Raw genomic sequence first — 23,866 nt, forward strand, 5'->3', positions numbered from 1 at the left:
TATTACTCGGAATACGAAATCTTTTAGTGCTGGGTCAGGCGATGTAGCAATGCTTCGATCGCCCGTCCGATGATGTTGTCCACCAGCCAGAAGTACGCGGCGAAGATGAACACCGTGACGAGGACGACGATTGTGGTCGACTGCACCTCGGCGCGCGAGGGAGAGATCACCTTCCGCATCTCGCTGCGAACGTCCTTGAGGAACTCGCCGAGACGTGCTGGCTGCGCCTTCAACTGCTGCAATCCGGTGCTGGGCTGTTCGGTTACCGCTATTGTCTTGGCCATAGTACTGCCTCAATCTTCGTAGTGCGTTCTGTTGTCTCTTCCCGGACTTGAGGGACCGGGCAAACTGGCGGGGGAGCTCGGATTCGAACCGAGAAGTTCGGTTTTGGAGACCGACAGTTTAACCGTTGAGCTTACTCCCCCGTGGTGCGGAGTGAGACCGTTCGTCTCACCCCAAATCCGGCTGGAGATTACTTGGTTTCTTTGTGGTCCGTGTGCTTGCGGCAGGTATTGCAGAACTTCGAGAACTCGAGACGGCCGGTGGTCGTCTTCTTGTTCTTCGTGGTTGAGTAGTTCCTGTTCTTGCACTCCGGGCACTGCAGAGTAATGATCTCGCGCATAGTAAATCTCCTTCTAACGTGGCCAGCCACTTCGGCTGGCAAGCAGCGTAGTGACACGCCGCAACACAGGGCAATGGCCCCTGCAACCAAATCCTGATTGTAAGACGGAAAGAAAAGCGGTCAGGCCACGCTCGTCCTCATAAATTATCTCTTAAAACAGTGTTTCAGGAAAGCCGTAGCTCCGAACTGTCAGAACGATAGCCGCCGAGTAGGACAATGTAGCAATAAATCAAAAAGATAGGCGGCAGAGTCCTCCCTGCCGCCAGTCGTTTGAAATTCTTTACTTGATGATCTCGCTGATGGTGCCTGCTCCGACGGTGCGTCCGCCTTCGCGGATAGCGAAGCGCAGACCCTTCTCCATCGCGACCGGCGTATGCAGCGTGATCTCCAGCTGGATGTTGTCGCCAGGCATGCACATCTCGGTGCCCGCAGGAAGCTTCGCCGATCCGGTCACGTCCGTCGTACGGAAGTAGAACTGGGGACGGTAGCCGTTGAAGAACGGGGTGTGACGTCCGCCCTCTTCCTTCGAGAGCACGTAGACCTCGCCCTTGAATTCGGTGTGCGGCTTGATCGAACCAGGCTTGGCTAGAACCATGCCGCGCTGAACCGCTTCCTTCGCGATACCGCGCAGAAGAAGACCAGCGTTGTCGCCCGCCAGACCCTCGTCCAGCTGCTTCTTGAACATCTCGACGCCGGTGCAGACCGTTGCTTGCGTGTCGCCAAAACCCACGATCTCGCAGGCCTCGCCGACCTTCACCTTGCCGCGCTCGATACGGCCCGTCACCACAGTTCCACGGCCAGAGATCGAGAAGATGTCTTCGATCGGCATCAGGAACGGCAGGTCCACCGCACGCTCAGGCTGCGGAATGTACTTGTCCACCGCTGCCATCAACTCGTCGATCTTCGCTTCCCACTGGGCTTCGCCGTTCAGCGCGCCCAACGCAGAGCCACGGATGATCGGAGTGTCGTCGCCAGGGTAGTCATACTTCGACAACAGCTCACGAACTTCCATCTCCACCAGCTCGACCAGCTCTTCGTCCTCAACCGCATCGCACTTGTTCAAAAACACCACGATGAAGGGAACGCCAACCTGACGCGCCAAGAGCACATGCTCCTTGGTCTGAGGCATCGGGCCGTCGGTTGCGGCAACCACCAGGATCGCGCCGTCCATCTGCGCCGCTCCGGTGATCATGTTCTTGATGTAGTCCGCGTGGCCCGGGCAGTCGACGTGCGCATAGTGACGGTTCGGGGTCTCGTACTCCACGTGCGAGGTCGCAATCGTAATACCGCGCTCGCGCTCTTCAGGTGCGTTGTCGATCGTGTCGAACGAACGGAACGTGTTCTTCGGGTTGTGCTTCGACAACACCTTCGTAATCGCTGCCGTCAGCGTCGTCTTGCCATGATCGATGTGCCCGATCGTCCCGATGTTTACGTGCGGCTTTGACCGGTCAAACTTTTCCTTGCCCATGACTGCTCGTCTCCTCGTGTTGGCCGGCGCGTGCACCGGGGTTCAGGTGAATACTTCAAACGAAAACTGAAAGCGCAAAACTAAACTTGATTGGAGAGGTTGGATCTCAGTAGTACGCGTACAACTTGAAGAACTTATCTCGCAGCTCAGGCGCGACACGTTCCAGGCTGGCGAGATAAAGTTCGCGAATCTGGCCCTGATCGGAGTTGCCCAGCTTGTGGTACTCAGCCTCTGTGGCTGCCCCGAGATTTCCCTTGCCGAGAACCGTCTCGAAGTCGCGAATCCGCAGCTTCGAGCGTTCCAGCGACTTCAGGAAGTCCACGACGCGACCGGAAGAAAAGGAGGCCTCGACCGCTGCCTTCACCGCGTTGAAGGTCTCCGGATCGGAGACGGTAAGTACGGGTTGCTGATACAGACTGCTCAACACACTCTCCTGCGATCGCTGCTGCCTGACCGCGTCTACAAATCTTTGGAGCGGGAGACGGGAATCGGACCCGCGACCAACAGCTTGGAAGGCTGTGACTCTACCACTGAGTTACTCCCGCTTACCTGCAGGGACCGAGCCCTTTGCTTCAATATCTGGAGCTGACGGAGAGGCTTGAACTCTCGACCTCTCCCTTACCAAGGGAGTGCTCTACCACTGAGCTACGCCAGCATCTAAAACTAACCTTTCAATCTTACCTCGAACGCAACCGTCCGAGTATGACACGAAAGGCAAAAAAACCTAACAGGATCCAAGTTAGCTGCTGATACTTGCCCGGCTCCATTGTCTGCCAGACCGCTACCGCCAACAGCCCCAGCACAACCAGCGCAATCCACATTCTTCCGCTGCTTGCCGGACTTAGATCCACAACACCACCAGTTACAGCAACCTTCAACAACAGCAGTACAAAATTATGGTGCACAGGGGAGGATTCGAACCTCCGTAACTCGAAGAGTGGCAGATTTACAGTCTGCTGCCATTAACCACTCGGCCACCTGTGCACATCCTGCTTGAACTCCAGCGCGCAGCCCACATCTCAATCTTTCAAGCCCGCACTACGATTCTAAACCGCGAATCGGGCGAGTAGTTACCCTTGAAGGAAGGACCAGGAGGCCTGCTGAGCCAGAACGGCAAGCAGTACAACCAAAACCATCTTTCTTTTTCTGCTGCCTGGAAACTGGAGCTGGCGAAGGGACTTGAACCCCCGACCCTCTGATTACAAATCAGATGCTCTACCAGCTGAGCTACGCCAGCCCAAAACAGCCATTTGCTCTCTGTAAGCTCAGCCGCTCGACGCGCAGCAGTGCCCGCGCAGAGTGCGCCGCAGACGTAACTTTAGCATAGCAGGAACCTCGGAGCAATGGTGCGCAAGCTGCGGATTTCTTCCGCTCACGAGGCCCTCCATGAGATCGTCCAAAACGCGATCCCGTGCTAGGCTATGCGAGCATTTCTGTTTCTATCCGTTTGAATCCAGGGACCCGGTCGGACTAACTTCATGCGTTTGCTGCTTCTACTTTTTTCTCTTCTCTTCAGCGCTTTCCCGATAGTGGCGCAGAGCACGGACAATGTGCCGCAATTGATTGAAGGTTCGCAGTCTGCTCCCCCGCCAAAAACGGCCGTGATGAACAACGACTCCGTGGTCAAAATGATGAAAGCAGGCCTCGGTGACGATCTGATCATCCAGACCATCAACACGCAGCCTGGCAAGTACATCACCGACGCCGACTCCCTCGTCGCGCTGAAGACTGCGGGGCTCTCCGACGGCGTGATCGCCGCGATGATGAACAAAAGCCGCCGCCAGATCACCAACCTACCCGAGACAGAGAAGCCTGTCGTTCTGTCCGACGTCAACGAGATCGGGGTTTATTACAAAGACCACTCAGGCAAGTGGATCGCGATCGATCCGGAGATCGTTCACATCAAGTCGGGCGGATTCATCAAATCGACTGCGACTCACGGAATCATCAAGCAGGATCGCAATGGCCGCGTAAATGGCCGGGAATCGGCGCTTGCACTGAAACATCCGATTGAGATTCTGCTCTACACGCCGGAGGGCGTCGCTGCAAGCGAGTACACCTTCGTTCGATTTCGCCTCAACTCCAGCAACCGCGAGTTCCGCATTCTTACAGGCGGAGTCTTTCACTCCAGTGGAGGTGCGGACCGGGATGAGGTCCCCTTTACAGCGAAGCGAACCGCTCCGCGCACCTACGAATTTACGGTCGAAAACAAGATCGCAGGCGGTGAATTTGGGATCCTTCCGCCAGGCACTGGCAACGTCACCAATGGCGGAAAGATCTATACCTTCGCCATCGTCGAGTAGCGTCAAAACACGCTCACACACCTGCGCAACATCCAGCATCGCGGCAACTCGCTTCGTATATCCGCGATCGGGCAGAAGGATGGGCTATGCTTATTGCTTGAGGCGCTGCAGTTCGTGAATCGTATTGACTATGCTGACACTTTGCCCGACGGGCCATGTCCCTGATGCACCTACGAATGCATAAGCGCACACGCTACTCTCTGCTGCTGATGCTGTCGCTGATGGCTGCGCTGGTGGTCGCGCTGGTGCTGCGCAAGGCCGCTCCGCCTGAAGTTGCGAGGCTTCTGCCGGAGTCCGACGCGATCGTCTACGCCAACCTGAAGCCGCTGCGCGCCGCGACCCACTTCGATCGCTCCCCGATAAACCGCAGTCCCGAATACCAGCAGTTCATCGACGCCACAGGCATTGTGCCCGAACGCGATCTCGACTCAGCCGCCTTTGCACTGCATCGCATGGACAATCCCAACGGACCGAACGGCCCCGTTGGCTATTCGGAGGTCTTCGAGGGCCGCTTCGACGGAGAGCGCCTCGCTCGCTACCTCGCAACGATAGCCACGGCAAAGGAGACCTACGCGGGTCACGATATCTTCACCGTCCGGGTCGGCGACGAAAAAGCGACCAGGCCTCTGCGAGTCGCGCAGCTTGGCTATGACACCATCGCCGCCTCGAACATGCCGACGGCCGAGCAGATTCACTCCATCCTCGATCGGCATCGTGCTGCGGCTTCGCCGTTTTCAGGCTCGTCTCTGCTATCGGCACGCTATCGTGATGTGCCCGCTTTCTCGAGTGTCTGGGCGCTCGGCCACATAGGACTTCCCTTCTCTGACCGTGGCTTCGTCAGCGTCTTCGGCTTACAGCTGCCTCTGCCGGAGGACACAACCTTCGTCGCCAGCCTGCGCTACCTAGGCACGATTCATCTTCGTATCGAGCAGATCACTCCCAACGATGCCGATGCAGCCCACGCAACAGAAACTCTCAACACGTTGCTCACTCTTTTGAAGACCGTGCAGCAGGCTCAGGCACAGATGCAACCGCATCCCGTCACTGATGCGGCGTTTCGCGAACTGACCGACTCGACGAAGATCGAACAGCACAAAGATCGAGCTGTTCTAACCGCGAACATCCCGCTCGAACTCGTTAAGCAACTAGCAGCAACCAATCCCGATTCTCAGCCATGATGAACGACGATACCGCGCAGCAACCGACCAGGATTCTCCTCATTCGCCACGGCCAGAGCGTCGCAAACGCAGGTGGCACGCCCCCAGACCACATCACCAATCCACTGACTGAACTTGGTCACGCGCAGGCAAAGGCGTTCGCGGATGGATTTTCCTGCGAACCTACAGTGTTCCTCATCTCGCCCTATACCCGCGCACAGCAAACCTCAGTGCCCCTCCGTCAGCGCTATCCGGAAGTGCCGATCGAGGAGTGGCCCATCTATGAGTTCAACTATCTGGAGCCTGGGCGGCTCAAAAACACCAGCGAAGAACAGCAGATGCCGCACATTCTAAAGTTCTGGAAGCAAGACGACCCCGCTCACTCCGATGGCCCGGGCGCTGAGTCATTCAGCGTCTTCCTAGGACGCGTTCGCGACGTGATCAAGCGGTTGACTCAATTGAAATCTGACGGATGTATCGTCGTCTTCACGCACGGCTTCTTTATGCAGGCAGTTCGTATCCTCTTGCTGTTCCCCACCGCGACCGATCAGCAGCTGATCTCAAACTTTCGACGCTTTCATTTCGTCCACTTCATAGAAAACCTCGAAGCGGTTGAGCTCGAGGCCGTCAACGGTCAACTTCGAATGGTTGGGCAGCAGCATCTAACAACTTTTACGCTCCAAGGAGAATCGTCTCATGCATAGCTCTACTCCCTCCGCTCTTCGAGTCCTGGCTCTGGCCTCTGTGGCGTCGATACTGCCGCTCTCTGCCTTCGCGCAATCCGACGCAGTCATCACCGGGAAGGCCGCCTTCGCCGACTACACGCAGGAGCACCCCGGCGTCCGCCGCAAGATCACCCTTGCCGACCTGCCCGAGCCAAAGGAAGACGAGTCGGTCGACAATGGTCCCAGCGTCGTTCCGCGGCCTGAGGGCGCGCTGCCCGTAGCGCCCGCAGGCTTCAAGGTTGAGATGTACGCGCAGGGTTTCACGGAGCCACGTCTGATCCGCACCGCACCCAACGGCGATCTTTTTCTCGCAGACAGCAAAGCCGGCCAGGTGAAGGTACTGCGAGGCGTCGGATCTGATGGCAAAGCGACAACGACTGAGGTCTTCGCGACAGGACTCGACCACCCCTTCGGCATCGCCTTCTATCCGCTCGGCGAGCATTCGAAGTGGGTTTACGTCGCGAACACGACCAGCGTCGTCCGCTTCGCTTACAAGGAAGGCGACCTGAAGGCCAGTGCCGCACCTGAGGTGATTGTGCCGGTGCTGCCCGGATATGCTCAGCTTCGCGGTGGTGGCCACTGGACGCGTGACGTCGCATTCTCCCAGGACGGCAAGCGGATGTTCATCTCCGTCGGTTCAGCCTCAAACGCCGACGATCCCGACACTCACCCCAACGAATTCCGCCGCGCCGACGTTCTTGAGTTTTCTCCTGAGGGCAAGTTCGTGAAGATCTTCGCGAGCGGCATTCGCAACTGCGTCGGCGAAGCAATCAACCCCACGACCGGCCAGCTCTGGTGCTCCACCAACGAACGTGACCGCCTTGGCGACAACCTCGTCCCCGACTACATCACCAGCGTGAAGGAGGACGGATTCTACGGCTGGCCCTGGTTCTACATGGGCGGCCACCAGGACCCACGCCTGGCAGGCACTCACCCGGAGCTGAAGGACAAAGTCATCACCCCGGACGTCATCCTACAGTCGCACTTTGCGTCGCTCGAGCTCGCCTTCTACACCGGCAAGCAGTTCCCCTCCACCTACGACGGTGACGGTTTCGCAGCCGAGCACGGCTCCTGGAACCGCGCCCACCGCTCCGGCTATGAAGTCATCCGCATCCCCATGCAGGACGGCCATGCAACCGGAGAGTACGAGGACTTCCTCACCGGCTTTGTTACCTCAGACGGAAAGGTCTGGGGACGGCCTGTGGGCGTGACCGTGGCGAAAGATGGTTCGCTCTTCGTCACCGACGACGGTTCAAAGACGATCTGGCACGTCAGCTACACCGGCAAATAGCTCGTCCCGGGACACAAACTTAAAACAAAAACGGCCGATCACATCGGCCGTTCTTTTGTTTTGTAGGGCTCCTCTGAGCTGTTGTGTCAGAGGGCGCTCTCAAAAGCTGTGTTTTTGAAGCCCGCATTTTTGAACGGGTAGCCCATCGGCGAACCCACAATTAACACCGTTGGCGCAGAGATGGCCTCTTGTTGACCCGAGACCACTGAAACCAGCGCCTCGAAGCAGCTTTCATCGAGCTGCCTTGGGATCAGCTTCGACATGATTGACATCGTCTCATCAAGCTCGATGCCTGCGCGATACGGACGATCCTCCGAGAGCGCCGCGTATACATCCGCAACGGCAACGATGCGCGACTCGATCGAGAGATCAGGCGCCTTCAGATGGTCAGGATAGCCCGAGCCATCCAACTTCTCATGGTGCTCGCCTGCAATGACAGCCATCTCGCGAAAGGGTGCAATCCGCTCCAGGATGCGTCGAGTGATGCGTGGATGCTCGTAGACTGTCTTCCACTCCTCCGGACTCAACTGGCTTTTCTTGTCGAGGATGGTATTCGCTACACCCAGCTTGCCGATGTCGTGCAGCAGCGCGGCTCTGCGAACCAGCTGCGCGCGATCTCGAGAGAGTCCCATAGCCTGTGCGATGCCGAAGGCGGCGTCCGCAACCCCCTGCGAGTGACTATAAGTGAAGTGAGACTTGGCATCGACCACATCCGCGAATGCCTCACAGATGCGATCGATCTGATTTGGTTCCAGCTGATGCCGCCTACCTGAATCCAGGTCGAGAACAGCCTGTCGCGTATCCTGCTCGGCGTTATCAGGAGAGCAGTTGTTCCATAGAGTCCCGCGACGGTGCAAGGAACGAGTCATCCGGACGAGCTCCGGATCGAACCAGGTGCCGCTGCGCTGTTCGAGTGTGTCGATCGCGCTCTGCATCCCATCCGTTGCGGAGGTGAAGTCCAGATGTTGTGCCACGGAGCAGATACGGGCCAGCAGCGGAATCTGCTCTCCCTTAAGACTGTCCGGATGACCGCTTCCATCCCAGCGCTCTTTTACGCTGCGTACGGCGTCGGCCGCAATCTGATCCATGCCTAGCTTGCTGAGAATGGCGGCTCCACGATCATCGCGGAGGCTGCTCAGTGCAGAAATGTTCTGGTGATGCGTCACCCCGCTCCTGACAAATCGAGCGGCCCTGCCCAGGTATCCAGTTTCAGGAAGAACATTGCTCCAGAGCAGCTTCAAAGTAGAAAGACTCGGCTTATGCGCCCTGGTCCAATCTTCTGATTCCAAACCCGCCTTTGCGGGGCGGTCTTCTGCGCCGTGCATCTTGCTCATGCGGCCGACGCTGCGGCTGCAACCGATGTCTTTGAGCAGGAGCGCAAAGTAGAGGCTGCTGGTCTGTTCCGACGGCAGCTTCGCCTCTTGGGCGATGCGCATGCCCAGCAGGCAGCTGCGCAGAGCGTGCCCATGCACTGCGCCTTCGGTCAGGTCCAGCGCATAGGAGAGTGCCGAAATAATCTCCGACAGTGAGATGGATCCGTCGAGGCTCTGCGTGTCACGTCGAAAAGCAGCCGAGGTTTGAGTCATGTATGTCTCGCTCTTTCGTGGAGCCAGATTGGATTCGCTTCTTTGATCCCAAGGCTGACTGGCGCGATTCATTGCAGCACTTCAATCTTCATCGGTCACTATATCGGCGGCAAATGGGGGTGGATATTACCCAAATGGTGCACGAAGGAAGGAAAGAAAAGACTTTCCCTATGTGGGAATCGCCCTCGGCTGATTTCTTCGTCACACCGAATCACGGACGCAAAAAAACGGCAGGCTGATATCAGCTCTGCCGTCTGGATTTCCTTGAAACTACTGGCCCTTAGCTATCTCAGTGCCTAGGTCCGCCAGCGTCGTCCGCAGATATTTGTGGGGATTGACCGGCGTATTCCTGATACGGACCTCGTAGTGCAGATGTGAGCCGGTCGTGCGTCCACTGTGGCCGACGTAGCCGATCACCTGACCGCGGACCACCGTCTGCCCTGCGATGCACGCGAAGCCGGACATGTGTCCGTAGACCGTCTCGACTCCGTGCCCATGGTCGATGACGACCTCTCGGCCATAGCCGTTGGACATCTCAGCGAGCTGAACAATGCCGTCGCCTGTTGCACGGATTGGTACTCCATTCGGCGCGCTAATGTCGATTCCGGTGTGGAACTCGCCTTCGCCGTTACCCAGGATCGGATCTTCGCGCTGGCCAAAGCTGCTGGTGATGGGCCCCATGATCGGCCACAGGGTCGGAACATACGACGCAACTTCCAGACTGCCAGCTCCCAGCAGATCGGTGGAGAGATAGCCCGGGCCATTGAGACTCGAGATCGCCCGAGTAGCCGTACCGCTCATCGCGGACGTGCGAAGCGAGTAGAAGGCGTCGATGGATTTGTAGTAGCCCTGCTCCGAGTTATCCGACGAGTCGGAGGTCCCAGTGAGCGGCGTTGTCGCGATCGCTTCGGCTACTCCCGAAGATTTGGCGTGATGCTTGTCGGTGAGCCTGCCCATGGGCGAAGCAAGTTTGCTCGCCGTCAGACCGTACAGAACGGAAACTTCGCTTGCCAGAGAACCCAACGAAGCTGCTTGAATGTCTTTCTCATGCGCAGCCTTCTCAAGGTGGGCATAGTCCTTCTGAAGCGAGTTGTGGTCTTCGCGCAATTGGTTGAACCGGGCGGTTTTGATCAGCATCCGTGAATAAGAACCAGCCAGGCCGGTAATGGTAAACATGCCGATAACCGCGGCTGCCACAAACATATATGCGTAATGTAAGGGGACCGGAACCTTATTCAGGCTGCCGTCTTCGTCACGGCTGACGAGCATGATGTAGTAACGTTTTTTCAGCTTCAATCAAAATCCCTGGCCCAGATTTGACCGCGAAGCGAAACCGCGGCTCGGAGAGGTTGCAATCGGAAGAATCATGCTAGGCGAATCGACTTCTGGAATCGCCATTCCTGATTGCTCGTCTCTCTTGAGCGTCCTCTTAGAGGGTACCAAACCAGTTACCCGCTGTGCAAACGAGCATAGTCGAGATCTTCAACCTGTAACTCCCACAAAAGAGTCACATTTGCGCTTTCCGGTTATGCTGCCATCAGTATGAAAAAGCGCTCGCTACCCTCCGGAGAATTAGGACTCATCGAGCAAATCCAGCGCGACTTCGCCACGAACAGCAGCGCGGTAAAGCTCGGCATCGGCGACGATTGCGCAATCCTTCGCCCTCCCGCCGGATGCGAAGTACTTGTCACCACGGACTTTACGCTAGAGGGTCGACACTTCCGCCGCGACGCCCACCCGCCCGAGTCGGTAGGCCATCGCTGCCTGGCACGTGGCCTGAGCGACCTTGCTGCAATGGGCGCGACCCCACTCGCTGCCTTCCTCTCCCTTGCGCTTCCCTCCTCCATGCTTACTAAAGCTGAGGGCCGGACTTGGATAGCGAAATTCTTCAGCGGCCTCCGCGCACTGGCTGAGTTGCACAGCGTGCCTCTTGCGGGCGGAGACACCTCGGAGTCGCCCGGCGGCAAGAATGCCCTTATCCTGGCTGACATTGTTCTCATCGGATATGCCCCAAAGGGTAAGGCCCTGCGACGCTCGGGAGCCTTTCCCGGAGATGCTCTGTACGTGACCGGCCAACTAGGCGGTGCCGCGGCAGAGTTAGCCGGAATGCTTGGCCGAAGAAAACGTATCGCCAGCGTAAAAACCACCGAAGACCATCCGCACATGTTTCCCGAACCACGTCTGGATGTCGCCGAAGCCCTTCTGCGGCGAGGCGTTGCCACCGCATGCATCGATATCAGCGACGGCCTTTCAACCGACCTGGCTCACCTCTGCCGCGCCTCCGGAGTGAATGCAGAGATCGAGCAGGAGGCGCTGCCCATCCATCCGCTCGCCGCCAGGCTCGGTGCCAAATCTGCCCTGCATGCCGCCTTGCACGGCGGTGAGGACTACGAGTTACTCTTCACCGCGCCCGCCTCGGCACGGATGCCAACCTCGCTCGCAGGGGTGCCGCTAACACGAATTGGAACCCTCAAGGCTCGTCGTACCAGTCAGCCTCTCATGACGCTTTTAGTGCCAGACAGCGGCCCTGAAGAGTTGAAGCAAGGCGGATGGGAGCACTTCGCCAAACCATCCCGCAACGCGAAAAAGAAAGCACGCTGAGCCTGCTACCATCAATCGGTTCGATCCAATCTGCATCTCGAAGCTATGCGCGACGCCACAAAAATCATTCGTTCCACACTGAGCCGAACCGTACCTGGCGAGCCGCTGAGTGCGGGGCCTGTCTTCGCCGCGCCGTACCATACGCCGGGCGATTCATCGGACACTCCCTACACCTACGCGCGCTCACACAATCCAACCTGGACCGCTCTTGAGAAGGCCATCGGCCAGATGGAGTCCGGGCAGTTCGCCTCAGGCGAAAGCTACACGGCAAGCGCGCTTGTCTTCGCCTCCGGCATGGCCGCGTGTGCTGCGGTGTTTGGAACGGTCCTTCGACCAGGCGATGTGGTCGTTCTCCCTTCGAACGCCTACTACACCGCTCGCAATCTGCTGCAAGAACACTTCGCTCCCATAGGCGTCACGCTGCGTATGTCGCCCACCGCCGGAAACGCACAGGCCGAGCTACTGGAGGGCGCGCGGCTACTGTGGATCGAGTCGCCCAGCAATCCCGGGATGGAGATCTGCGACATCGCCCTGTTGAGCGAAGCGGCGCACCGTGCAGGCGCTCTGGTCGCGGTAGACAACACCACACCAACGCCCTTGGGGCAGCTTCCACTCGCGCTCGGTGCAGACTTTTCCGTCGCCTCAGATTCGAAATCGATGACCGGCCACAGCGACCTTCTCTTAGGTCACGTCGCAGTGCGCGATCCGAAGCTCCATGCAAAGATCGACCAGTGGCGCACCCTGACCGGCGCAGCCCTGGGCCCGATGGAAGCATGGCTCGCACTGCGTTCAATCGCGACACTCCCTCTGCGCCTCGAGCGCTCCTGCGAGAACGCGCAACGCATCGCCGAATTTCTCACGACGAGGAAAGAAGTAACAAGCGTGCTGTACCCCGGCCTGCCGTCGCATCCGGGCCACGAGCTCGCGAAGCAACAGATGCGCTACTTCGGACCAGTGTTGAGCTTTGTCCTGCAAGATAAAACCGCCGCGGAAACCTTTCTCTCCAGGTCGATGTTGCTAACCGACGCGACCAGCTTCGGCGGTGTGACGACAACAGCAGAACGTAGAGCGAAGTGGGGTGGGGACGTGGTCCCCGATGGTTTTATCCGCATGAGCGTCGGCTGCGAAGCCATCGAGGACCTCATCGAAGATATAGCGCAGGCACTGGACGCGGTCCGATGATGCTCGATCGACCGCCAGATGAGACCGAACAATTTCCTCACCACTGGAGCGTCGAAATCCTGAAGACGCCTCCTCTGATCGCGCCTGCTCGACAGTTTATCTACCCGCAGCAGATCGCAGGCGAAGAAGACGCTCTCGCCCGAGGCGCGTTCCAGTTGATGGTTCACCCCGCGAGCGAAGGCACGTTTCTCGCGACCTGCGCTCTTGGATTTACAGACCCAACGATGCCAACCGGGGTCTTCGCATGCCCCGATGCGCGAGAGATCTGCGCTGTGGCTGGCGGTTACGCCTACGTGATCTATACGACACAACCGGAACATTGCACTCATGTCGCGATGAAGCCAGTAGTCGAAGTGCGTCCGCTCGTGCCGCAAAAGCTCCTGCTCTTCGTCGGCTTTCACTCAATCATCGCCTGGGGTCCAAGCGGCTCAGCTTGGGAGACGGCGCGCCTCAGTTGGGAGGGCGTACGTATTACAAGCATTGAAGCAGGCACACTGCACGGCATGGGATGGAACCTGCTGACCGACCGCGAGGTCGCCTTCGAAGTCGATCTGCTTACTGGCCACCATCAGGGGGGCGGGTTTTCTCAGCCGCCGCAGGGGCAAAAAAGCTAAGAGCAGCATCGCCCTGCTTCAAAAGCCGAGTATGTTCGAGCACGCCGTAGCGCTCCGCCAGCTTCGCCTTGCTACTGTGTTCGGCGATAACCAGAGCATTTGCGCTCAAGATCGCACGGCCTCGCACACTTCCAAAAAAATTGAGCGTCCCCGAGTATTCGTCCTCGGCCTCGTACGGCGGATCGAGATAAACGACATCAACCGGCTGCGTCAGCTTGCCAAGACGCTGCAATATCGCACCGACGCCGAGGTCCTCCAGGGTGAAGCCGCGACTGATCTTCAGAGCAGCAAGATTGTCTCGCAGCGAAACCAATGCGGGTTCAGCATTTTCCGCAAACCAAACATGCTCCGCCCCCCGGCTAATCGCTTCGATTCCAACCGCCCCTGTCCCGGCGTAGAGATCGACAAAGCGGCAACCTTCAACGCGCGGCGCAAGAATATTAAAGATCGTCTCGCGTAGCCGATCACTGGTGGGACGAGTTTGTAGACCACGGGGAGCAGCGAGTTGGCGAGACCGGTAAATACCTGCAATGATGCGCATCTTCATCATGGTAAGCCGTCGGAACACGGAATGCTAAACCGCTGCGCATACAATGGAGGACATGCGTGGGTGGTCTTTTCCGATCGGCAGATTTCTCGGCGTGGATGTCCGCATCCACACCTTCTTCCTCCTCATCCTTGGGTTGTCGATCAGCTATGCCTCGATGACCGGCTCAACGGGAGGCCGTGGATTTGCACTTTGGCTGCTGTTGCTGCTCGCAGTGGTCGTTCGCGAAGTAGCTCGCGCCATCGCTGCCGCGTGGTTCGGGCTCGACATTCGCAGTATTCTCCTGCTACCGGTCGGTGGCCTGATGAGCTATGCAACCACCGAAGCCACAGAGAAAGCCTCGACTCCCGAGATGCAGAAGCGCATGGCTGTGATCGGGCCCACAGCAAATATCGGATTCGGCCTGCTCCTGGCCGCAATGACCCTGACAATTGCGCCTGAGGTTAGCCTCTTCGAGCGTCCGTGGATGTCACCCCTCCACCTATTACGGGCTGCGGTGTGGATGAATATCCTGCTCGGCGTCGTCAATCTTTTGCCTGCCTCCCCGCTCGACGGAGGACGTGTCTTTCGCGGCGAGTTTGCCAAGACCAAAGGCGTCATGAAGAGTTCCCGAGCCGCAGCGGGACTCGGTCAGTTCATCGCCATCGCACTCATCGTCGCGGGCCTGCTTGGGCCAAATATGTGGCTCGTCATGATCGGCGCCTTCCTCATGATTGGCGCGCATATGGAAGACCAGGGCCTCCTGCTGCAAACCGATGTGGACGCCGTCCGGATGCGCGACGTGATGCTGACACAGTTCAGCATGCTCTCCGCCTCGGACACCCTTGAAGACGCGCTTCAGCGTTCGGTCCACACCCTGCAGGACGTCTTCCCCGTCGTCCGGGGAGCGAACCTCGTCGGCGCGGTCTCGCGCCAGAGCATCGTCGATGCACTGCAAAGCGACGGTAACGGCTACGTCCAGGGCGTCATGACGCGCTCCTTCCAGACTGCACAACCCGACGATTCCCTCGTGAAGACCCTGCGTCGCATCATGGCCGGTCAGGGCGCACAGATGGTTCCCGTCCTCGAGGGTGACCGCATCGTCGGCATTATCACTCCCCAAAATCTCGCGCTTTCCATGGGAATGCTGAACCAGCGCCGCAAACTGCGGCAGACAGAGTAATGTCCGCGAACCAAGACAAAGACGACCGGCCCCTCGCACCGGGACTCTATCTCGTAGCTACACCCATCGGCAACCTCGAAGACATCACTCTGCGTGCGCTGCGAGTGCTGCGCCAGGCAGACCGCATCGGCTGCGAAGACACCCGGCAGACGCAGAAGCTGCTCAACCACTTTGAGATCCGCACACCCACCGTGAGCTATCACATGCACAACGAAGGCTCGCGCACAGAAGAACTTATAGCAGAGCTAAAAAATGGCGCACGCATCGCCATAGTAAGCGACGCCGGAACTCCCGGCATAGCCGATCCCGGTGGCCAGATCGTCGCTGCGGCCCTCACTGCCGGAGTCGATGTCTTCCCGATTCCCGGCGCAAACGCCGCAATCAGCGGAGTGATCGCAAGCGGCCTTACGACCGAGCGATTCACCTTCCACGGCTTCCTCCCCGCCAAAGCGGGTCAGCGCAAGACCGCGCTCGAAGAACTTGCACGAGACGACGGAACGCACATCTTTTACGAAGCCCCCCACCGCATCCTCGACACGCTTGCAGATGTCGAGGCCGTCTTCGGTCCAGAGCAGCACGTCGTCATTGCGCGCGAGCTAACAAAAATCCATGAAGAGTTCTTGAGAGGATCGGCCGCCGGCATTCGGTCACAGTTGGCATCTCGCGCCAGCGTCCGCGGAGAGATCGTGCTTATGCTCACGCCTACGCCAACAGAAAGCGCCTCCGAAGACAAGAAGACAACTCTGGCCGCCGAGGTGGCAGCCTTGATGAAATCAGAAGCAATCAGCGAAATGGACGCCCTCAAACGTGTCGCTCGCGAACGTGGCATCGGCAAAAGCGAAGCCTATCGCGAGTTACAGCGCGAGCAGAATCGGCGCCGCTAAGCCGCTTCCCTGCCGCGGCCTATTAGCGGATAGACTTAGTCGTCCCGTCCCTCGACGCGATCGTAGTGATAGACGTTGCTTGTCGTCCCCAACGCCTGGTTATACAGGCTCGTCTTTCCAATCGCTTCGTTCAGCTCTTCCGTAAACTCGTGAATTGAGCGCAGATGATCCGCCATCGCCGGAATTTCAAGTTTGCTGGTCCGGAGAAACTTCTGGTAGCCCCGGTCGAGCACGCGTGCGATCTCGCCGTTCAGCAGCCAGCCTGGGCGGGACAGTATCTCCACGGTGCCGTCCGGTGACGCAGCAATCTCCGCCGCGCAGCCGTATTTCCTTACCTGCACAGCATTTGGCGTTCGCTTTGCACCCTCCTGAGCAGGGGCAACATCGAATCTCTGGCCACCGAGAAGGCCGAGAACATCATTGAAGCTTCGTACTGGGATCTTTTTCGCCATAAGTGCAATACGTTAGACTCGATTAACTGTCGCACATCCGCCGAAGTCCTTCAATCGGCACGGTGCGAACGCTTCAAATGAATCAAATGACACCATGAAGATCTGAAGATGGAAGCCGCATGATTACCACCCTCAAACCGTTTGGAACAAGCATCCTCGAGCGCGTCGGCAACACGCCGCTGGTGCGGTTCGAGCGCCTAGGCGCCCATCTGCCCGGCATCCAGATACTTGGGAAGGCCGAATGGGCCAACCCCGGCGGCTCCGTCAAAGATCGTGCAGCCTCTGCCATCGTCGCCGACGCACAGCGTAGAGGTCTCCTTACCGACAGCCGTGGCCTGCTGGACGCCACCAGCGGCAACACCGGCATTGCCTACGCCATGCTGGGCGCAGCGTTGGGGTTCCGGGTCACCCTCTGCATGCCATCGAATGTCTCCCCCGAGCGCAAGCGCTATCTCGCCGCATACGGAGCAGAAGTCCTCTGGACCGACCCTGCCAACGGCTCCGACGGAGCGATCCGTAAAGCTCGCGAACTCGCCGCGGCAGAGCCAGATAAATATTTCTACGCCGACCAGTACTCGAATGACGAGAACTGGAAGGCGCACTACCGCACCACCGCAAACGAGATCTGGGAGCAGACCGAAGGCCAGATCACCCACTTCGTCGCAGGCCTCGGGACCAGCGGTACGTTCATGGGCACAACGCGCCGCCTGAAAGAATTGAACCCATCGATCCGATGCATCTCCATGCAGCCGGACTCGCCCTTCAACGGCCTCGAAGGCCTCAAGCACATGGCAACCGCCATCGTCCCGCGCATCTATGACCCCTCCCTCGCCGACGCGAACATCGAAATACCAACCGAAACCGCGTACAGCATGGTGAAAAATCTCGGTCGCAACCAGGGCTTGCTGGTAGGCATCTCAGCCGCAGCCGCCGTCGCAGCCTCTCTCAAGATCGGCGAAGAAGAGGCCCGCTTTGGCCGCGAGGCAGTCATCGTCACCATCCTTTGCGATTCGGCAGAAAAATACATGAGCGAACGCTTCTGGCAGGAGGAGTAATACAGATGCTTCGCATCCACTACGCTGACTACGAGGCCCTGCGCACGCACGGTGAGGAGACCTATCCGAACGAGTGCTGCGGCGTCCTGCTCGGCAAGAACATCGCCGATGAGGGCAATGACGCCGAGGCAGTCAACCACGTGCAGCAGATCGTTCGCGCCGGCAACACCCGCACCGATTCCGCTCACAACCGCTATAACATCGCCCCGCAGGAGCTCGTAAAGATCCAGCGGCAGGCACGCGGTTTGGGCCTGGACATCGTCGGCTTCTACCACTCTCATCCGGACCACCCGGCGCAGTGGTCGAAGACCGACTTCGCCGAAGCCCACTGGCTCGGCTGCTCCTACGTCATCACCAGCGTCGAACAGGGCAAAGCTGCACTGACGAACTCCTTCCTGCTGAGCGGCACAACGGAAGAAGATAAAACATTCGAGGACGAACCCATTCAGATAGACATCGCCCCCAACGTCGCCGAAGCAGCGGCGCAAACCCAGAAAGGTCAGGCATGAACATTCACATCCCCACCCCGCTGCGCGCCTACACCGGAGGGCTCGAAACCGTCAGCGTCGCGGGAACCACCGTCAGCAGCGTGTTTCAGCAGCTCACCGTCCAATACCCCGAACTCAAACCGCACCTGTTTACCCCAGAAGGCAAGCTCCGTTCATTCGTGAACGTATATCTGAATGACGACGACATCCGCTATCTCCCCAACAAGGAAGAGACCGCGGCAAATGACTCTGATGAGCTCACCATCATTCCCTCCATCGCCGGGGGAACGAGCTGTCGACTCTAAAATTTTCCTATTTGTAACCGTCAAGGCGGTTTTATGAAGTGAAGATTTTGACGCCCTCCAAGTGAGGCAGAGGAAAAGAAAATGCCAACAGCAATCGAAGAGACTGTAGAACTCCCAAAGCTCTCCAATGACGAGATCGCCCGCTACTCCCGTCACCTGATACTGCCCGAAGTAGGAATGGAAGGCCAGCAGAAGCTCAAAGCCGCGAAGGTACTCTGCGTCGGCACCGGCGGTCTTGGCGCACCCCTCGCACTTTATCTCGCTGCCGCAGGCGTCGGCACCATCGGCCTCGTCGACTTCGACACCGTCGACGCCAGCAACCTGCAGCGCCAGATCATCCACTCCACCGCAACCGTCGGCAAGCTCAAGGTCGATTCCGCCGAGATCATGCTCAAGGGCCTGAATCCCACGGTCAAAGTAATCAAGCACAACACCATGCTCACCAGCGCCAACGCGCTCGAGATTCTGAAGGACTACGACGTCATCGCCGACGGCACCGACAACTTCCAGACCCGCTACCTCGTCAACGACGCCTGCGTACTGCTGAATAAGCCCAACGCCTACGGCTCAATCTTCCGCTTTGAAGGCCAGGCCAGCGTCTTCGGCACAAAAGAAGGCCCCTGCTACCGCTGCCTCTACCCTGAGCCGCCACCGCCGGGCTTGGTCCCCTCCTGCGCTGAAGGTGGCGTCCTCGGCATTCTTCCCGGCCTTGTTGGGGTCATCCAGGCGACCGAGACCATCAAGCTCATTCTCGGCATCGGCGAGCCACTCATCGGCCGGTTGCTCCTGGTCGACGCTCTCGGCATGAGCTTCCGCACCCTGAAGCTGCGCAAAAATCCGGAGTGCCCCGTCTGCGGCCCCAATCCGACCGTAACCGAACTGATCGACTACGACCAGTTCTGCGGCATCACGCCGCCGAGCGAAGTCGGTCCCCTCGAAGTCGCCCGCGACAAGGCTGTCACCGACCTTCCCGTCGTCGATGGCATCCCACAAATCTCAGTTCAGGAACTCAAACGCAAGCTCGATGCCAAGGAAGACGTCTTCGTCCTGGACGTTCGCGAGCCACACGAGTACAAGATCGTAAATCTCGGCGCCCCACTTATTCCCGTCGGCGAGATCGCTCTTCGCACCGCTGAACTAGCTGACAAGAAGGACAGCGAAATCGTAGTCCACTGCAAGTCCGGCGCTCGCAGTCAACGAGCCGCACTCGCTCTCAAACAGGCTGGATTTACGAACGTATCGAACCTGACAGGCGGAATCCTCGCCTGGGCAGACAAAATCGATCCTTCCCTGCCAAAGTACTAACCCCACACCAGCAACGGAAGAAGCGGCGCACTCACCCTGCGCCGCTTTTTTATTCTGCCTTGTCTTCCACCTCAAGCATCTGCAGACACAATGGCTTCTCCAACATGCAATCCATACGAGCAACCGAAGCCAATGCACGCTCAATGGTCGAGCTCAGGCACGGCTCGGTCGTCACTACAAATGGCAGTCGATGCTTCGGGTACCCGCGCCGTTGCAGCAGCGAATCAATATTCGCCCCAACCTTCGAAAGAGCACCCGAAATCGCAGAGACAATCCCAGGCTTGTCATCAACGACAAACCGCAGATAGTGCGGCGCAAAAAAATCACCTGTCACCTCGCGTCTTCGCAATGGCAGCTCCACGCTCTTACAACCCTGAGCCACGGCCAACAGATCGGACACCACCGCGACCGCCGTTGGCTCCCCGCCTGCACCATGCCCCGAGAAAACAACATCTCCGCCGAATCTCCCACTCACGACCACCATATTTTGCGTCCCATGCGACCACGCCATAGGCGAAGCCAGCGGCACCAGCATCGGCGCCACGCGCGCATGCACGAGCTTCCCATCTAGCTCCGCACGCGAAACCTGGCGAATCGTGCAGTTCAGTTCTTTCGCATAAGAAAAATCGATCGCCTCAATGGCCGAAATCGTCTGCATCGCCACCGCATCCGGGTCCAGTTCAGCGTGCATCGCTATCCGCGACAAGATGCAGAGCTTCGCACGCGCATCATACCCATCGACATCAGCCGCCGGATCAACCTCCGCATACCCAAGCTGCTGTGCATCAGCCAGAACGGTGCTGTAATCCGCCCCAGCTTCCATGCGGCTAAGAATGTAATTGCACGTACCATTGACGATGCCGCTCAGCCGCGTCACCTGATCGCCACACAACCCCTGCAACATCCCGGGAATCACCGGCACACCACCCGCGACCGCCGCACCGTGCAGCAGATGAACGTTGTGCTTCTCGGCGAGCTTCGCCAGGCCGGTCCCTCGGTAAGCGATAAGCTGCTTATTCGCCGTAACTACAGACTTACCCGCCGTGAGAGCTTTGCGCAACCACCCTTCCACCGGATTGAGGCCACCCATCAATTCAACAACAACATCAACATCCGACCGCAGAATCACATCGATGCTATCGGTCCACACAACCGAAGCCGGTACGGCCTTCGCGGCTGCCGAGCTACGCTTCCGATCCACATTGCGATTGAAGATATGCGTCAGCTCGACACCCTGAAATCTCGACGCAGCAAGCACCCGTGCCACCGCCCCTCCGACGGTGCCGAATCCGAGCAGCGCAACCTTCACACCAGAATTCGCTCTATTTTTTTTGACCGCAGCTCTCTTCGTTTGCTTTATCGCCATGTCTTAGTAATCGATTCTGCCGACGCGCTCACGCCAGGCCTCAAAGCTCGAAATCGCCTCCTCAGGCAGAAGTCTCACCGCCGGGATCTTGCGCTGGTCGAGCGGCAGCTTCATCTCTTCATAAAGAAAAGCGTCGTCAAATCCGGCCGCTGCAGCATCAGCTGCGCAACCGCCGTAAAAGATCGCCTCACATCGCGCCCAGTAGATTGCCGCAAGACACATCGGACAAGGCTCGCAGCTCGTATAGATATGGCAGCCAACAAGCTGAAAGCTCTCGAGTGCCGCACACGCGTTTCGGATTGCTACAATCTCGCCATGCGCCGTCGGATCATTGGTCGCGGTAACGAGATTCGCGCCAGTCGCAATGATCTCGCCGCCACGCACAATCACCGCGCCGAACGGCCCTCCGCGACCGGACCGGACGTTCTCCGTCGCCAGCGCAATCGCTTTCTGCATGAAGATTCGGTTGCCCTGCATTCGGCTCGGTATCCTTAGATCACAATTTTGTTGCGGAAGTGATGGAATATCAAATTATGGCACATGCCTTTCTCTCAAAACGCATCGTCACGCCCCAAGGCACACAACCGGGAGCGCTTCTCGTAGAAGATGGAACGATACGCGCCGTCTGCCGCCCATCTGAGGTGCCAGCCGACGCCATCATTCACGACTGCGGCAACGACGCTCTGCTCCCCGGACTGGTCGACACCCACGTCCACATCAACCAACCGGGCCGCACCGAATGGGAGGGTTTCCGCACGGCAACACGTGCTGCCGCCGCCGGGGGCTACACCACCCTGATCGACATGCCGCTGAACTGTCTTCCTGAAACCACAACAGTCGCCGCACTCGAGCAGAAGCGCAACGCTGCAAAGGGAGAGTGTTTCATCGACTGGGCCACCTGGGGAGGAGCCGTTGCAAACAATCAGCAACAAATCCTTCCTCTGGCCGACGCGGGTGTACTCGGCTTCAAATGTTTTCTCATCTACCCCGGCTGCGACGGCTTCACCATGATCGACCAACAGCAGTTGGAAGCCGCACTCCCATCCATCGCGCAGTCCGGCCTCCCCCTCCTTGTCCATGCCGAACTCGCCGGCCCTATCGACGCAGCAACCCAGCGATTAGCCAACGCAGACTGGCGAAGATACGAGACCTACCTCGCGTCTCGCCCGGACGAAGCTGAACTCCAGGCCATCCGCCTGATGATTCGTCTCTGCCGCCAGTACAGCTTTCGCCTGCACATCGTTCATCTCTCCACCGCGCTCGCTCTCTCCGAACTGAAAGCTGCACGCCGCGAAGGCCTTCCCCTCACCGTCGAGACCTGCCCACACTATCTGCACTTCGCCGCCGAAGATATCCCAGACGGCGCAACTCTACTCAAGTGCGCACCTCCAATCCGCAGCAAAGAAAACCAGCGCGCCCTCTGGCGCGGCCTGCACGACGGAACCATCGACATGATCGTCACGGACCACTCGCCCTGCCCGCCCGCGATGAAGCGCATCGATACTGGCCGCTTCGATCAAGCCTGGGGCGGCATCGCCAGCCTTCCTCTCGCCCTTTCGATCATCCACACCGACTCCTCTCATCGCGGCGGCACGCTCGAAGACATCACCCGCTGGATGAGCACTGCACCAGCCGCACTCGCCGGCCTCGCCCATCGAGCAGGCTCTCTCCAATCAGGCCGCGACGCAAACTTCATCCTCTTCGACACCGAAACAGAGTTCACCGTAACTCTCGACAAACTGCACTATCGCCACACCATCTCACCCTACATGGGCGAAACTCTCCGGGGCGTGGTGAAAGCTACTTATCTGCGCGGGGAACCGGTATACCGTAACGGCATCTTTGCTTCGACACCCTCAGGCCGAGAAGTCAAGTTATAGTAGGCAGACACTCATGAACAAAGTCCTGGCCCGATGGAATTCACTCGATCTCGCCGCCGCCGCCCGCGAAGCTCTTCCCTGCTGCGGCTCCCTGGCGTGGGCGACCTCACTCGCCTCCACGCGTCCGATCGAAGACGAAGGATCGCTTATCGAAAAATCTTCTTCCATCTGGCTCAGTCTCCCAGAGGACGCATGGCAGGAGGCCTTCGACAGTCATCCCCGCATCGGCCAAAATCATGCTCAGGTTCACGCAACTGGAGAGTCCTTGCGCTGGTCGGCACGGGAGCAGCGCGCCGCGCTCACAAAAGATGAAGCCACTAAACTAGCGCTCGAAGACGCAAACCGTCGCTACGAAGAGCGATTCGGCCGAATCTTCATTGTGTGCGCTTCAGGAAAAACCTCAGCAGAGATCCTCGCCATTGTGGAAACGCGAATGCAAAACGACAACGCAACCGAACTTCGTGAAGCAGCCGAACAACAACGCCAGATCACACACCTTCGTCTTCACCGCTGGTTAGAGTCAGAGTAATCATGGGCATCTCCACGCACATCCTCGACACATCGCTTGGCAGGCCAGCCGCGGGCGTTCCAATAACTCTCGCCCGCATAACGAACGAAGAGTGGTTCACACTGAAAGAAGCAACCACCGACGAAGACGGTCGCTGCAAACATCTTCTGCCCGAAGCAGACGTCTTGCGACCGGGCATCTATCGTATCCACTTTGAAACCCTTGTTTACTACAAACAACACCAGCTACACGGCCTTTATCCCTACGTCGAAATTGTCTTCACCGTATCCGAAGGTGAGCAGCACTACCACATCCCTCTGCTCTTGACCGCGAACGGCTACACCACCTACCGAGGAAGCTGACCC

General features: G+C 58.5%; 28 protein-coding genes and 5 tRNA genes. 17 read left to right on the forward strand and 16 right to left on the reverse strand.

What is annotated here, in order from left to right; all coding sequences use genetic code 11:
• Positions 1-23: 23 nt before the first annotated feature.
• From secE to RBB77_RS19555, 10 genes are all read right to left on the reverse strand, one after another.
• On the reverse strand, positions 24-284 hold the full coding sequence (gene secE, locus RBB77_RS19510; protein ID WP_183787580.1) for a preprotein translocase subunit SecE: 261 nt from the start codon (positions 282-284) through the stop codon (positions 24-26).
• 65 nt (positions 285-349) lie between these two features.
• A tRNA-Trp gene (locus RBB77_RS19515) sits at positions 350-425 on the reverse strand.
• A gap of 47 nt (positions 426-472) precedes the next feature.
• Positions 473-622, reverse strand: a complete 150-nt coding sequence (rpmG, locus tag RBB77_RS19520; protein ID WP_013579310.1) for a 50S ribosomal protein L33 — start codon at positions 620-622, stop codon at positions 473-475.
• 280 nt (positions 623-902) lie between these two features.
• Positions 903-2,090 (reverse strand): elongation factor Tu, encoded by a 1,188-nt coding sequence (gene tuf / locus RBB77_RS19525; protein ID WP_353063398.1) that lies wholly within the window; start codon positions 2,088-2,090, stop codon positions 903-905.
• 106 nt (positions 2,091-2,196) lie between these two features.
• A complete protein-coding gene (locus RBB77_RS19530) occupies positions 2,197-2,514 on the reverse strand; it encodes a hypothetical protein (RefSeq protein WP_434557080.1) in 318 nt (105 codons plus the stop codon).
• 46 nt (positions 2,515-2,560) lie between these two features.
• A tRNA-Gly gene (locus RBB77_RS19535) sits at positions 2,561-2,635 on the reverse strand.
• Between the two features lie 35 nt (positions 2,636-2,670).
• A tRNA-Thr gene (locus tag RBB77_RS19540) sits at positions 2,671-2,745 on the reverse strand.
• A gap of 22 nt (positions 2,746-2,767) precedes the next feature.
• Positions 2,768-2,995, reverse strand: coding sequence for a hypothetical protein (locus tag RBB77_RS19545; RefSeq protein WP_353063400.1), 228 nt, complete (start codon positions 2,993-2,995; stop codon positions 2,768-2,770).
• Positions 2,988-3,074, reverse strand: a tRNA-Tyr gene (locus tag RBB77_RS19550). The genes RBB77_RS19545 and RBB77_RS19550 overlap by 8 nt, the downstream gene beginning before the upstream one ends.
• 177 nt (positions 3,075-3,251) lie before the next feature.
• Positions 3,252-3,327: transfer RNA gene (locus RBB77_RS19555), tRNA-Thr, on the reverse strand.
• Positions 3,328-3,568: 241 nt separating this feature from the next.
• Between RBB77_RS19555 and RBB77_RS19560 the strand changes: the two genes are divergently transcribed.
• The 4 genes from RBB77_RS19560 (at position 3,569) to RBB77_RS19575 (ending at position 7,566) form a co-directional block, all read left to right on the forward strand.
• On the forward strand, positions 3,569-4,393 hold the full coding sequence (locus RBB77_RS19560; RefSeq protein ID WP_353063401.1) for a hypothetical protein: 825 nt from the start codon (positions 3,569-3,571) through the stop codon (positions 4,391-4,393).
• Between the two features lie 176 nt (positions 4,394-4,569).
• Complete coding sequence (locus RBB77_RS19565; protein ID WP_353063402.1) at positions 4,570-5,571, forward strand: hypothetical protein; 1,002 nt, start codon at positions 4,570-4,572, stop codon at positions 5,569-5,571.
• Positions 5,568-6,254 (forward strand): histidine phosphatase family protein, encoded by a 687-nt coding sequence (locus RBB77_RS19570; RefSeq protein ID WP_353063403.1) that lies wholly within the window; start codon positions 5,568-5,570, stop codon positions 6,252-6,254. Before RBB77_RS19565 ends, RBB77_RS19570 begins: the two co-directional genes overlap by 4 nt.
• Positions 6,247-7,566 carry a PQQ-dependent sugar dehydrogenase gene (locus tag RBB77_RS19575; protein WP_353063404.1) on the forward strand — a complete coding sequence of 440 codons (1,320 nt, stop codon included), beginning with the start codon at positions 6,247-6,249 and terminating at the stop codon, positions 7,564-7,566. Before RBB77_RS19570 ends, RBB77_RS19575 begins: the two co-directional genes overlap by 8 nt.
• Before the next feature lie 86 nt (positions 7,567-7,652).
• On the opposite strand, the gene RBB77_RS19580 is transcribed toward RBB77_RS19575, so the two are convergent.
• Positions 7,653-9,152 (reverse strand): HD-GYP domain-containing protein, encoded by a 1,500-nt coding sequence (locus RBB77_RS19580; RefSeq protein ID WP_353063405.1) that lies wholly within the window; start codon positions 9,150-9,152, stop codon positions 7,653-7,655.
• 2 nt (positions 9,153-9,154) lie between these two features.
• On the opposite strand from RBB77_RS19580, the gene RBB77_RS19585 reads away from it, so the two are divergent.
• Positions 9,155-9,391 (forward strand): hypothetical protein, encoded by a 237-nt coding sequence (locus tag RBB77_RS19585; protein ID WP_353063406.1) that lies wholly within the window; start codon positions 9,155-9,157, stop codon positions 9,389-9,391.
• 31 nt (positions 9,392-9,422) lie between these two features.
• On the opposite strand, the gene RBB77_RS19590 is transcribed toward RBB77_RS19585, so the two are convergent.
• Positions 9,423-10,442, reverse strand: a complete 1,020-nt coding sequence (locus tag RBB77_RS19590; RefSeq protein WP_434557124.1) for a M23 family metallopeptidase — start codon at positions 10,440-10,442, stop codon at positions 9,423-9,425.
• Between the two features lie 252 nt (positions 10,443-10,694).
• Here RBB77_RS19590 and thiL point away from each other — a divergent pair, with 252 nt between their 5' ends.
• The 3 genes from thiL to RBB77_RS19605 are packed head-to-tail and all read left to right on the forward strand — an operon-like array spanning position 10,695 to position 13,549.
• On the forward strand, positions 10,695-11,753 hold the full coding sequence (gene thiL / locus RBB77_RS19595; RefSeq protein ID WP_353063408.1) for a thiamine-phosphate kinase: 1,059 nt from the start codon (positions 10,695-10,697) through the stop codon (positions 11,751-11,753).
• Positions 11,754-11,798: 45 nt separating this feature from the next.
• Positions 11,799-12,935: a cystathionine gamma-lyase gene (locus tag RBB77_RS19600; protein ID WP_353063409.1), complete on the forward strand. Its 1,137-nt coding sequence runs from the start codon at positions 11,799-11,801 to the stop codon at positions 12,933-12,935.
• Positions 12,932-13,549, forward strand: a complete 618-nt coding sequence (locus tag RBB77_RS19605; RefSeq protein WP_353063410.1) for a hypothetical protein — start codon at positions 12,932-12,934, stop codon at positions 13,547-13,549. The genes RBB77_RS19600 and RBB77_RS19605 overlap by 4 nt, the downstream gene beginning before the upstream one ends.
• Here the strand turns inward: RBB77_RS19605 and rsmD are convergent.
• On the reverse strand, positions 13,491-14,099 hold the full coding sequence (rsmD, locus tag RBB77_RS19610) for a 16S rRNA (guanine(966)-N(2))-methyltransferase RsmD (RefSeq protein ID WP_353063411.1): 609 nt from the start codon (positions 14,097-14,099) through the stop codon (positions 13,491-13,493). The genes RBB77_RS19605 and rsmD overlap by 59 nt on opposite strands.
• Before the next feature lie 52 nt (positions 14,100-14,151).
• Here rsmD and RBB77_RS19615 point away from each other — a divergent pair, with 52 nt between their 5' ends.
• Both RBB77_RS19615 and rsmI read left to right on the forward strand, forming a co-directional pair.
• On the forward strand, positions 14,152-15,258 hold the full coding sequence (locus RBB77_RS19615; protein ID WP_353063412.1) for a site-2 protease family protein: 1,107 nt from the start codon (positions 14,152-14,154) through the stop codon (positions 15,256-15,258).
• Positions 15,258-16,142 (forward strand): 16S rRNA (cytidine(1402)-2'-O)-methyltransferase, encoded by an 885-nt coding sequence (gene rsmI / locus RBB77_RS19620; RefSeq protein WP_183981067.1) that lies wholly within the window; start codon positions 15,258-15,260, stop codon positions 16,140-16,142. Before RBB77_RS19615 ends, rsmI begins: the two co-directional genes overlap by 1 nt.
• A gap of 35 nt (positions 16,143-16,177) precedes the next feature.
• On the opposite strand, the gene RBB77_RS19625 is transcribed toward rsmI, so the two are convergent.
• Positions 16,178-16,594 (reverse strand): hypothetical protein, encoded by a 417-nt coding sequence (locus tag RBB77_RS19625; protein WP_183981066.1) that lies wholly within the window; start codon positions 16,592-16,594, stop codon positions 16,178-16,180.
• Positions 16,595-16,713: 119 nt separating this feature from the next.
• Between RBB77_RS19625 and RBB77_RS19630 the strand changes: the two genes are divergently transcribed.
• The 4 genes from RBB77_RS19630 to moeB all read left to right on the forward strand — a co-directional run bounded on the left by RBB77_RS19630 (position 16,714) and on the right by moeB (position 19,747).
• Positions 16,714-17,649, forward strand: a complete 936-nt coding sequence (locus RBB77_RS19630) for a PLP-dependent cysteine synthase family protein (RefSeq protein WP_183981065.1) — start codon at positions 16,714-16,716, stop codon at positions 17,647-17,649.
• A gap of 5 nt (positions 17,650-17,654) precedes the next feature.
• Entirely contained in the window at positions 17,655-18,158 is a 504-nt protein-coding gene (locus tag RBB77_RS19635; RefSeq protein ID WP_353063413.1) for a M67 family metallopeptidase, read from the forward strand.
• Positions 18,155-18,442 (forward strand): MoaD/ThiS family protein, encoded by a 288-nt coding sequence (locus RBB77_RS19640; RefSeq protein ID WP_260698510.1) that lies wholly within the window; start codon positions 18,155-18,157, stop codon positions 18,440-18,442. The genes RBB77_RS19635 and RBB77_RS19640 overlap by 4 nt, the downstream gene beginning before the upstream one ends.
• 81 nt (positions 18,443-18,523) lie before the next feature.
• The gene (gene moeB / locus RBB77_RS19645) at positions 18,524-19,747 is read left to right on the forward strand and encodes a molybdopterin-synthase adenylyltransferase MoeB (RefSeq protein ID WP_260698509.1); all 1,224 of its coding nucleotides are present in this window, start codon (positions 18,524-18,526) and stop codon (positions 19,745-19,747) included.
• 49 nt (positions 19,748-19,796) lie between these two features.
• Here the strand turns inward: moeB and RBB77_RS19650 are convergent, their stop codons facing one another.
• Together RBB77_RS19650 and RBB77_RS19655 are read right to left on the reverse strand one after the other, a co-directional pair.
• Complete coding sequence (locus tag RBB77_RS19650) at positions 19,797-21,113, reverse strand: homoserine dehydrogenase (protein WP_353063414.1); 1,317 nt, start codon at positions 21,111-21,113, stop codon at positions 19,797-19,799.
• 3 nt (positions 21,114-21,116) lie between these two features.
• Positions 21,117-21,590: a nucleoside deaminase gene (locus RBB77_RS19655; protein WP_353063415.1), complete on the reverse strand. Its 474-nt coding sequence runs from the start codon at positions 21,588-21,590 to the stop codon at positions 21,117-21,119.
• Positions 21,591-21,646: 56 nt separating this feature from the next.
• Here RBB77_RS19655 and allB point away from each other — a divergent pair, with 56 nt between their 5' ends.
• The 3 genes from allB to uraH are packed head-to-tail and all read left to right on the forward strand — an operon-like array spanning position 21,647 to position 23,863.
• Positions 21,647-22,993, forward strand: a complete 1,347-nt coding sequence (gene allB / locus RBB77_RS19660; RefSeq protein WP_353063416.1) for an allantoinase AllB — start codon at positions 21,647-21,649, stop codon at positions 22,991-22,993.
• 13 nt (positions 22,994-23,006) lie between these two features.
• Complete coding sequence (gene uraD / locus RBB77_RS19665) at positions 23,007-23,522, forward strand: 2-oxo-4-hydroxy-4-carboxy-5-ureidoimidazoline decarboxylase (protein WP_353063417.1); 516 nt, start codon at positions 23,007-23,009, stop codon at positions 23,520-23,522.
• Positions 23,523-23,524: 2 nt separating this feature from the next.
• Positions 23,525-23,863: a hydroxyisourate hydrolase gene (gene uraH / locus RBB77_RS19670; RefSeq protein WP_353063418.1), complete on the forward strand. Its 339-nt coding sequence runs from the start codon at positions 23,525-23,527 to the stop codon at positions 23,861-23,863.
• Positions 23,864-23,866: the final 3 nt, after the last annotated feature.

It is taken from the genome of Tunturibacter psychrotolerans (genome assembly GCF_040359615.1).
Taxonomy (GTDB): Bacteria; Acidobacteriota; Terriglobia; order Terriglobales; family Acidobacteriaceae; genus Edaphobacter; species Edaphobacter psychrotolerans.

What these genes read in the sequence shown, in the direction of transcription:
- rpmG (WP_013579310.1), bottom strand. Translation starts at nt 622, where the DNA reads ATGCGCGAGATCATTACTCTGCAGTGCCCGGAGTGCAAGAACAGGAAC.
- uraD (WP_353063417.1), top strand. Translation starts at nt 23,007, where the DNA reads ATGAACAAAGTCCTGGCCCGATGGAATTCACTCGATCTCGCCGCCGCC.
- RBB77_RS19640 (WP_260698510.1), top strand. Translation starts at nt 18,155, where the DNA reads ATGAACATTCACATCCCCACCCCGCTGCGCGCCTACACCGGAGGGCTC.
- secE (WP_183787580.1), bottom strand. Translation starts at nt 284, where the DNA reads ATGGCCAAGACAATAGCGGTAACCGAACAGCCCAGCACCGGATTGCAG.
- RBB77_RS19585 (WP_353063406.1), top strand. Translation starts at nt 9,155, where the DNA reads ATGTCTCGCTCTTTCGTGGAGCCAGATTGGATTCGCTTCTTTGATCCC.
- tuf (WP_353063398.1), bottom strand. Translation starts at nt 2,090, where the DNA reads ATGGGCAAGGAAAAGTTTGACCGGTCAAAGCCGCACGTAAACATCGGG.
- RBB77_RS19605 (WP_353063410.1), top strand. Translation starts at nt 12,932, where the DNA reads ATGATGCTCGATCGACCGCCAGATGAGACCGAACAATTTCCTCACCAC.
- RBB77_RS19565 (WP_353063402.1), top strand. Translation starts at nt 4,570, where the DNA reads ATGCATAAGCGCACACGCTACTCTCTGCTGCTGATGCTGTCGCTGATG.
- uraH (WP_353063418.1), top strand. Translation starts at nt 23,525, where the DNA reads ATGGGCATCTCCACGCACATCCTCGACACATCGCTTGGCAGGCCAGCC.
- thiL (WP_353063408.1), top strand. Translation starts at nt 10,695, where the DNA reads ATGAAAAAGCGCTCGCTACCCTCCGGAGAATTAGGACTCATCGAGCAA.
- RBB77_RS19570 (WP_353063403.1), top strand. Translation starts at nt 5,568, where the DNA reads ATGATGAACGACGATACCGCGCAGCAACCGACCAGGATTCTCCTCATT.
- RBB77_RS19600 (WP_353063409.1), top strand. Translation starts at nt 11,799, where the DNA reads ATGCGCGACGCCACAAAAATCATTCGTTCCACACTGAGCCGAACCGTA.
- RBB77_RS19560 (WP_353063401.1), top strand. Translation starts at nt 3,569, where the DNA reads ATGCGTTTGCTGCTTCTACTTTTTTCTCTTCTCTTCAGCGCTTTCCCG.
- RBB77_RS19655 (WP_353063415.1), bottom strand. Translation starts at nt 21,590, where the DNA reads ATGCAGGGCAACCGAATCTTCATGCAGAAAGCGATTGCGCTGGCGACG.
- RBB77_RS19635 (WP_353063413.1), top strand. Translation starts at nt 17,655, where the DNA reads ATGCTTCGCATCCACTACGCTGACTACGAGGCCCTGCGCACGCACGGT.
- rsmD (WP_353063411.1), bottom strand. Translation starts at nt 14,099, where the DNA reads ATGATGAAGATGCGCATCATTGCAGGTATTTACCGGTCTCGCCAACTC.
- RBB77_RS19615 (WP_353063412.1), top strand. Translation starts at nt 14,152, where the DNA reads ATGCGTGGGTGGTCTTTTCCGATCGGCAGATTTCTCGGCGTGGATGTC.
- RBB77_RS19575 (WP_353063404.1), top strand. Translation starts at nt 6,247, where the DNA reads ATGCATAGCTCTACTCCCTCCGCTCTTCGAGTCCTGGCTCTGGCCTCT.
- moeB (WP_260698509.1), top strand. Translation starts at nt 18,524, where the DNA reads ATGCCAACAGCAATCGAAGAGACTGTAGAACTCCCAAAGCTCTCCAAT.
- RBB77_RS19650 (WP_353063414.1), bottom strand. Translation starts at nt 21,113, where the DNA reads ATGGCGATAAAGCAAACGAAGAGAGCTGCGGTCAAAAAAAATAGAGCG.
- RBB77_RS19630 (WP_183981065.1), top strand. Translation starts at nt 16,714, where the DNA reads ATGATTACCACCCTCAAACCGTTTGGAACAAGCATCCTCGAGCGCGTC.
- RBB77_RS19625 (WP_183981066.1), bottom strand. Translation starts at nt 16,594, where the DNA reads ATGGCGAAAAAGATCCCAGTACGAAGCTTCAATGATGTTCTCGGCCTT.
- RBB77_RS19580 (WP_353063405.1), bottom strand. Translation starts at nt 9,152, where the DNA reads ATGACTCAAACCTCGGCTGCTTTTCGACGTGACACGCAGAGCCTCGAC.
- allB (WP_353063416.1), top strand. Translation starts at nt 21,647, where the DNA reads ATGGCACATGCCTTTCTCTCAAAACGCATCGTCACGCCCCAAGGCACA.
- rsmI (WP_183981067.1), top strand. Translation starts at nt 15,258, where the DNA reads ATGTCCGCGAACCAAGACAAAGACGACCGGCCCCTCGCACCGGGACTC.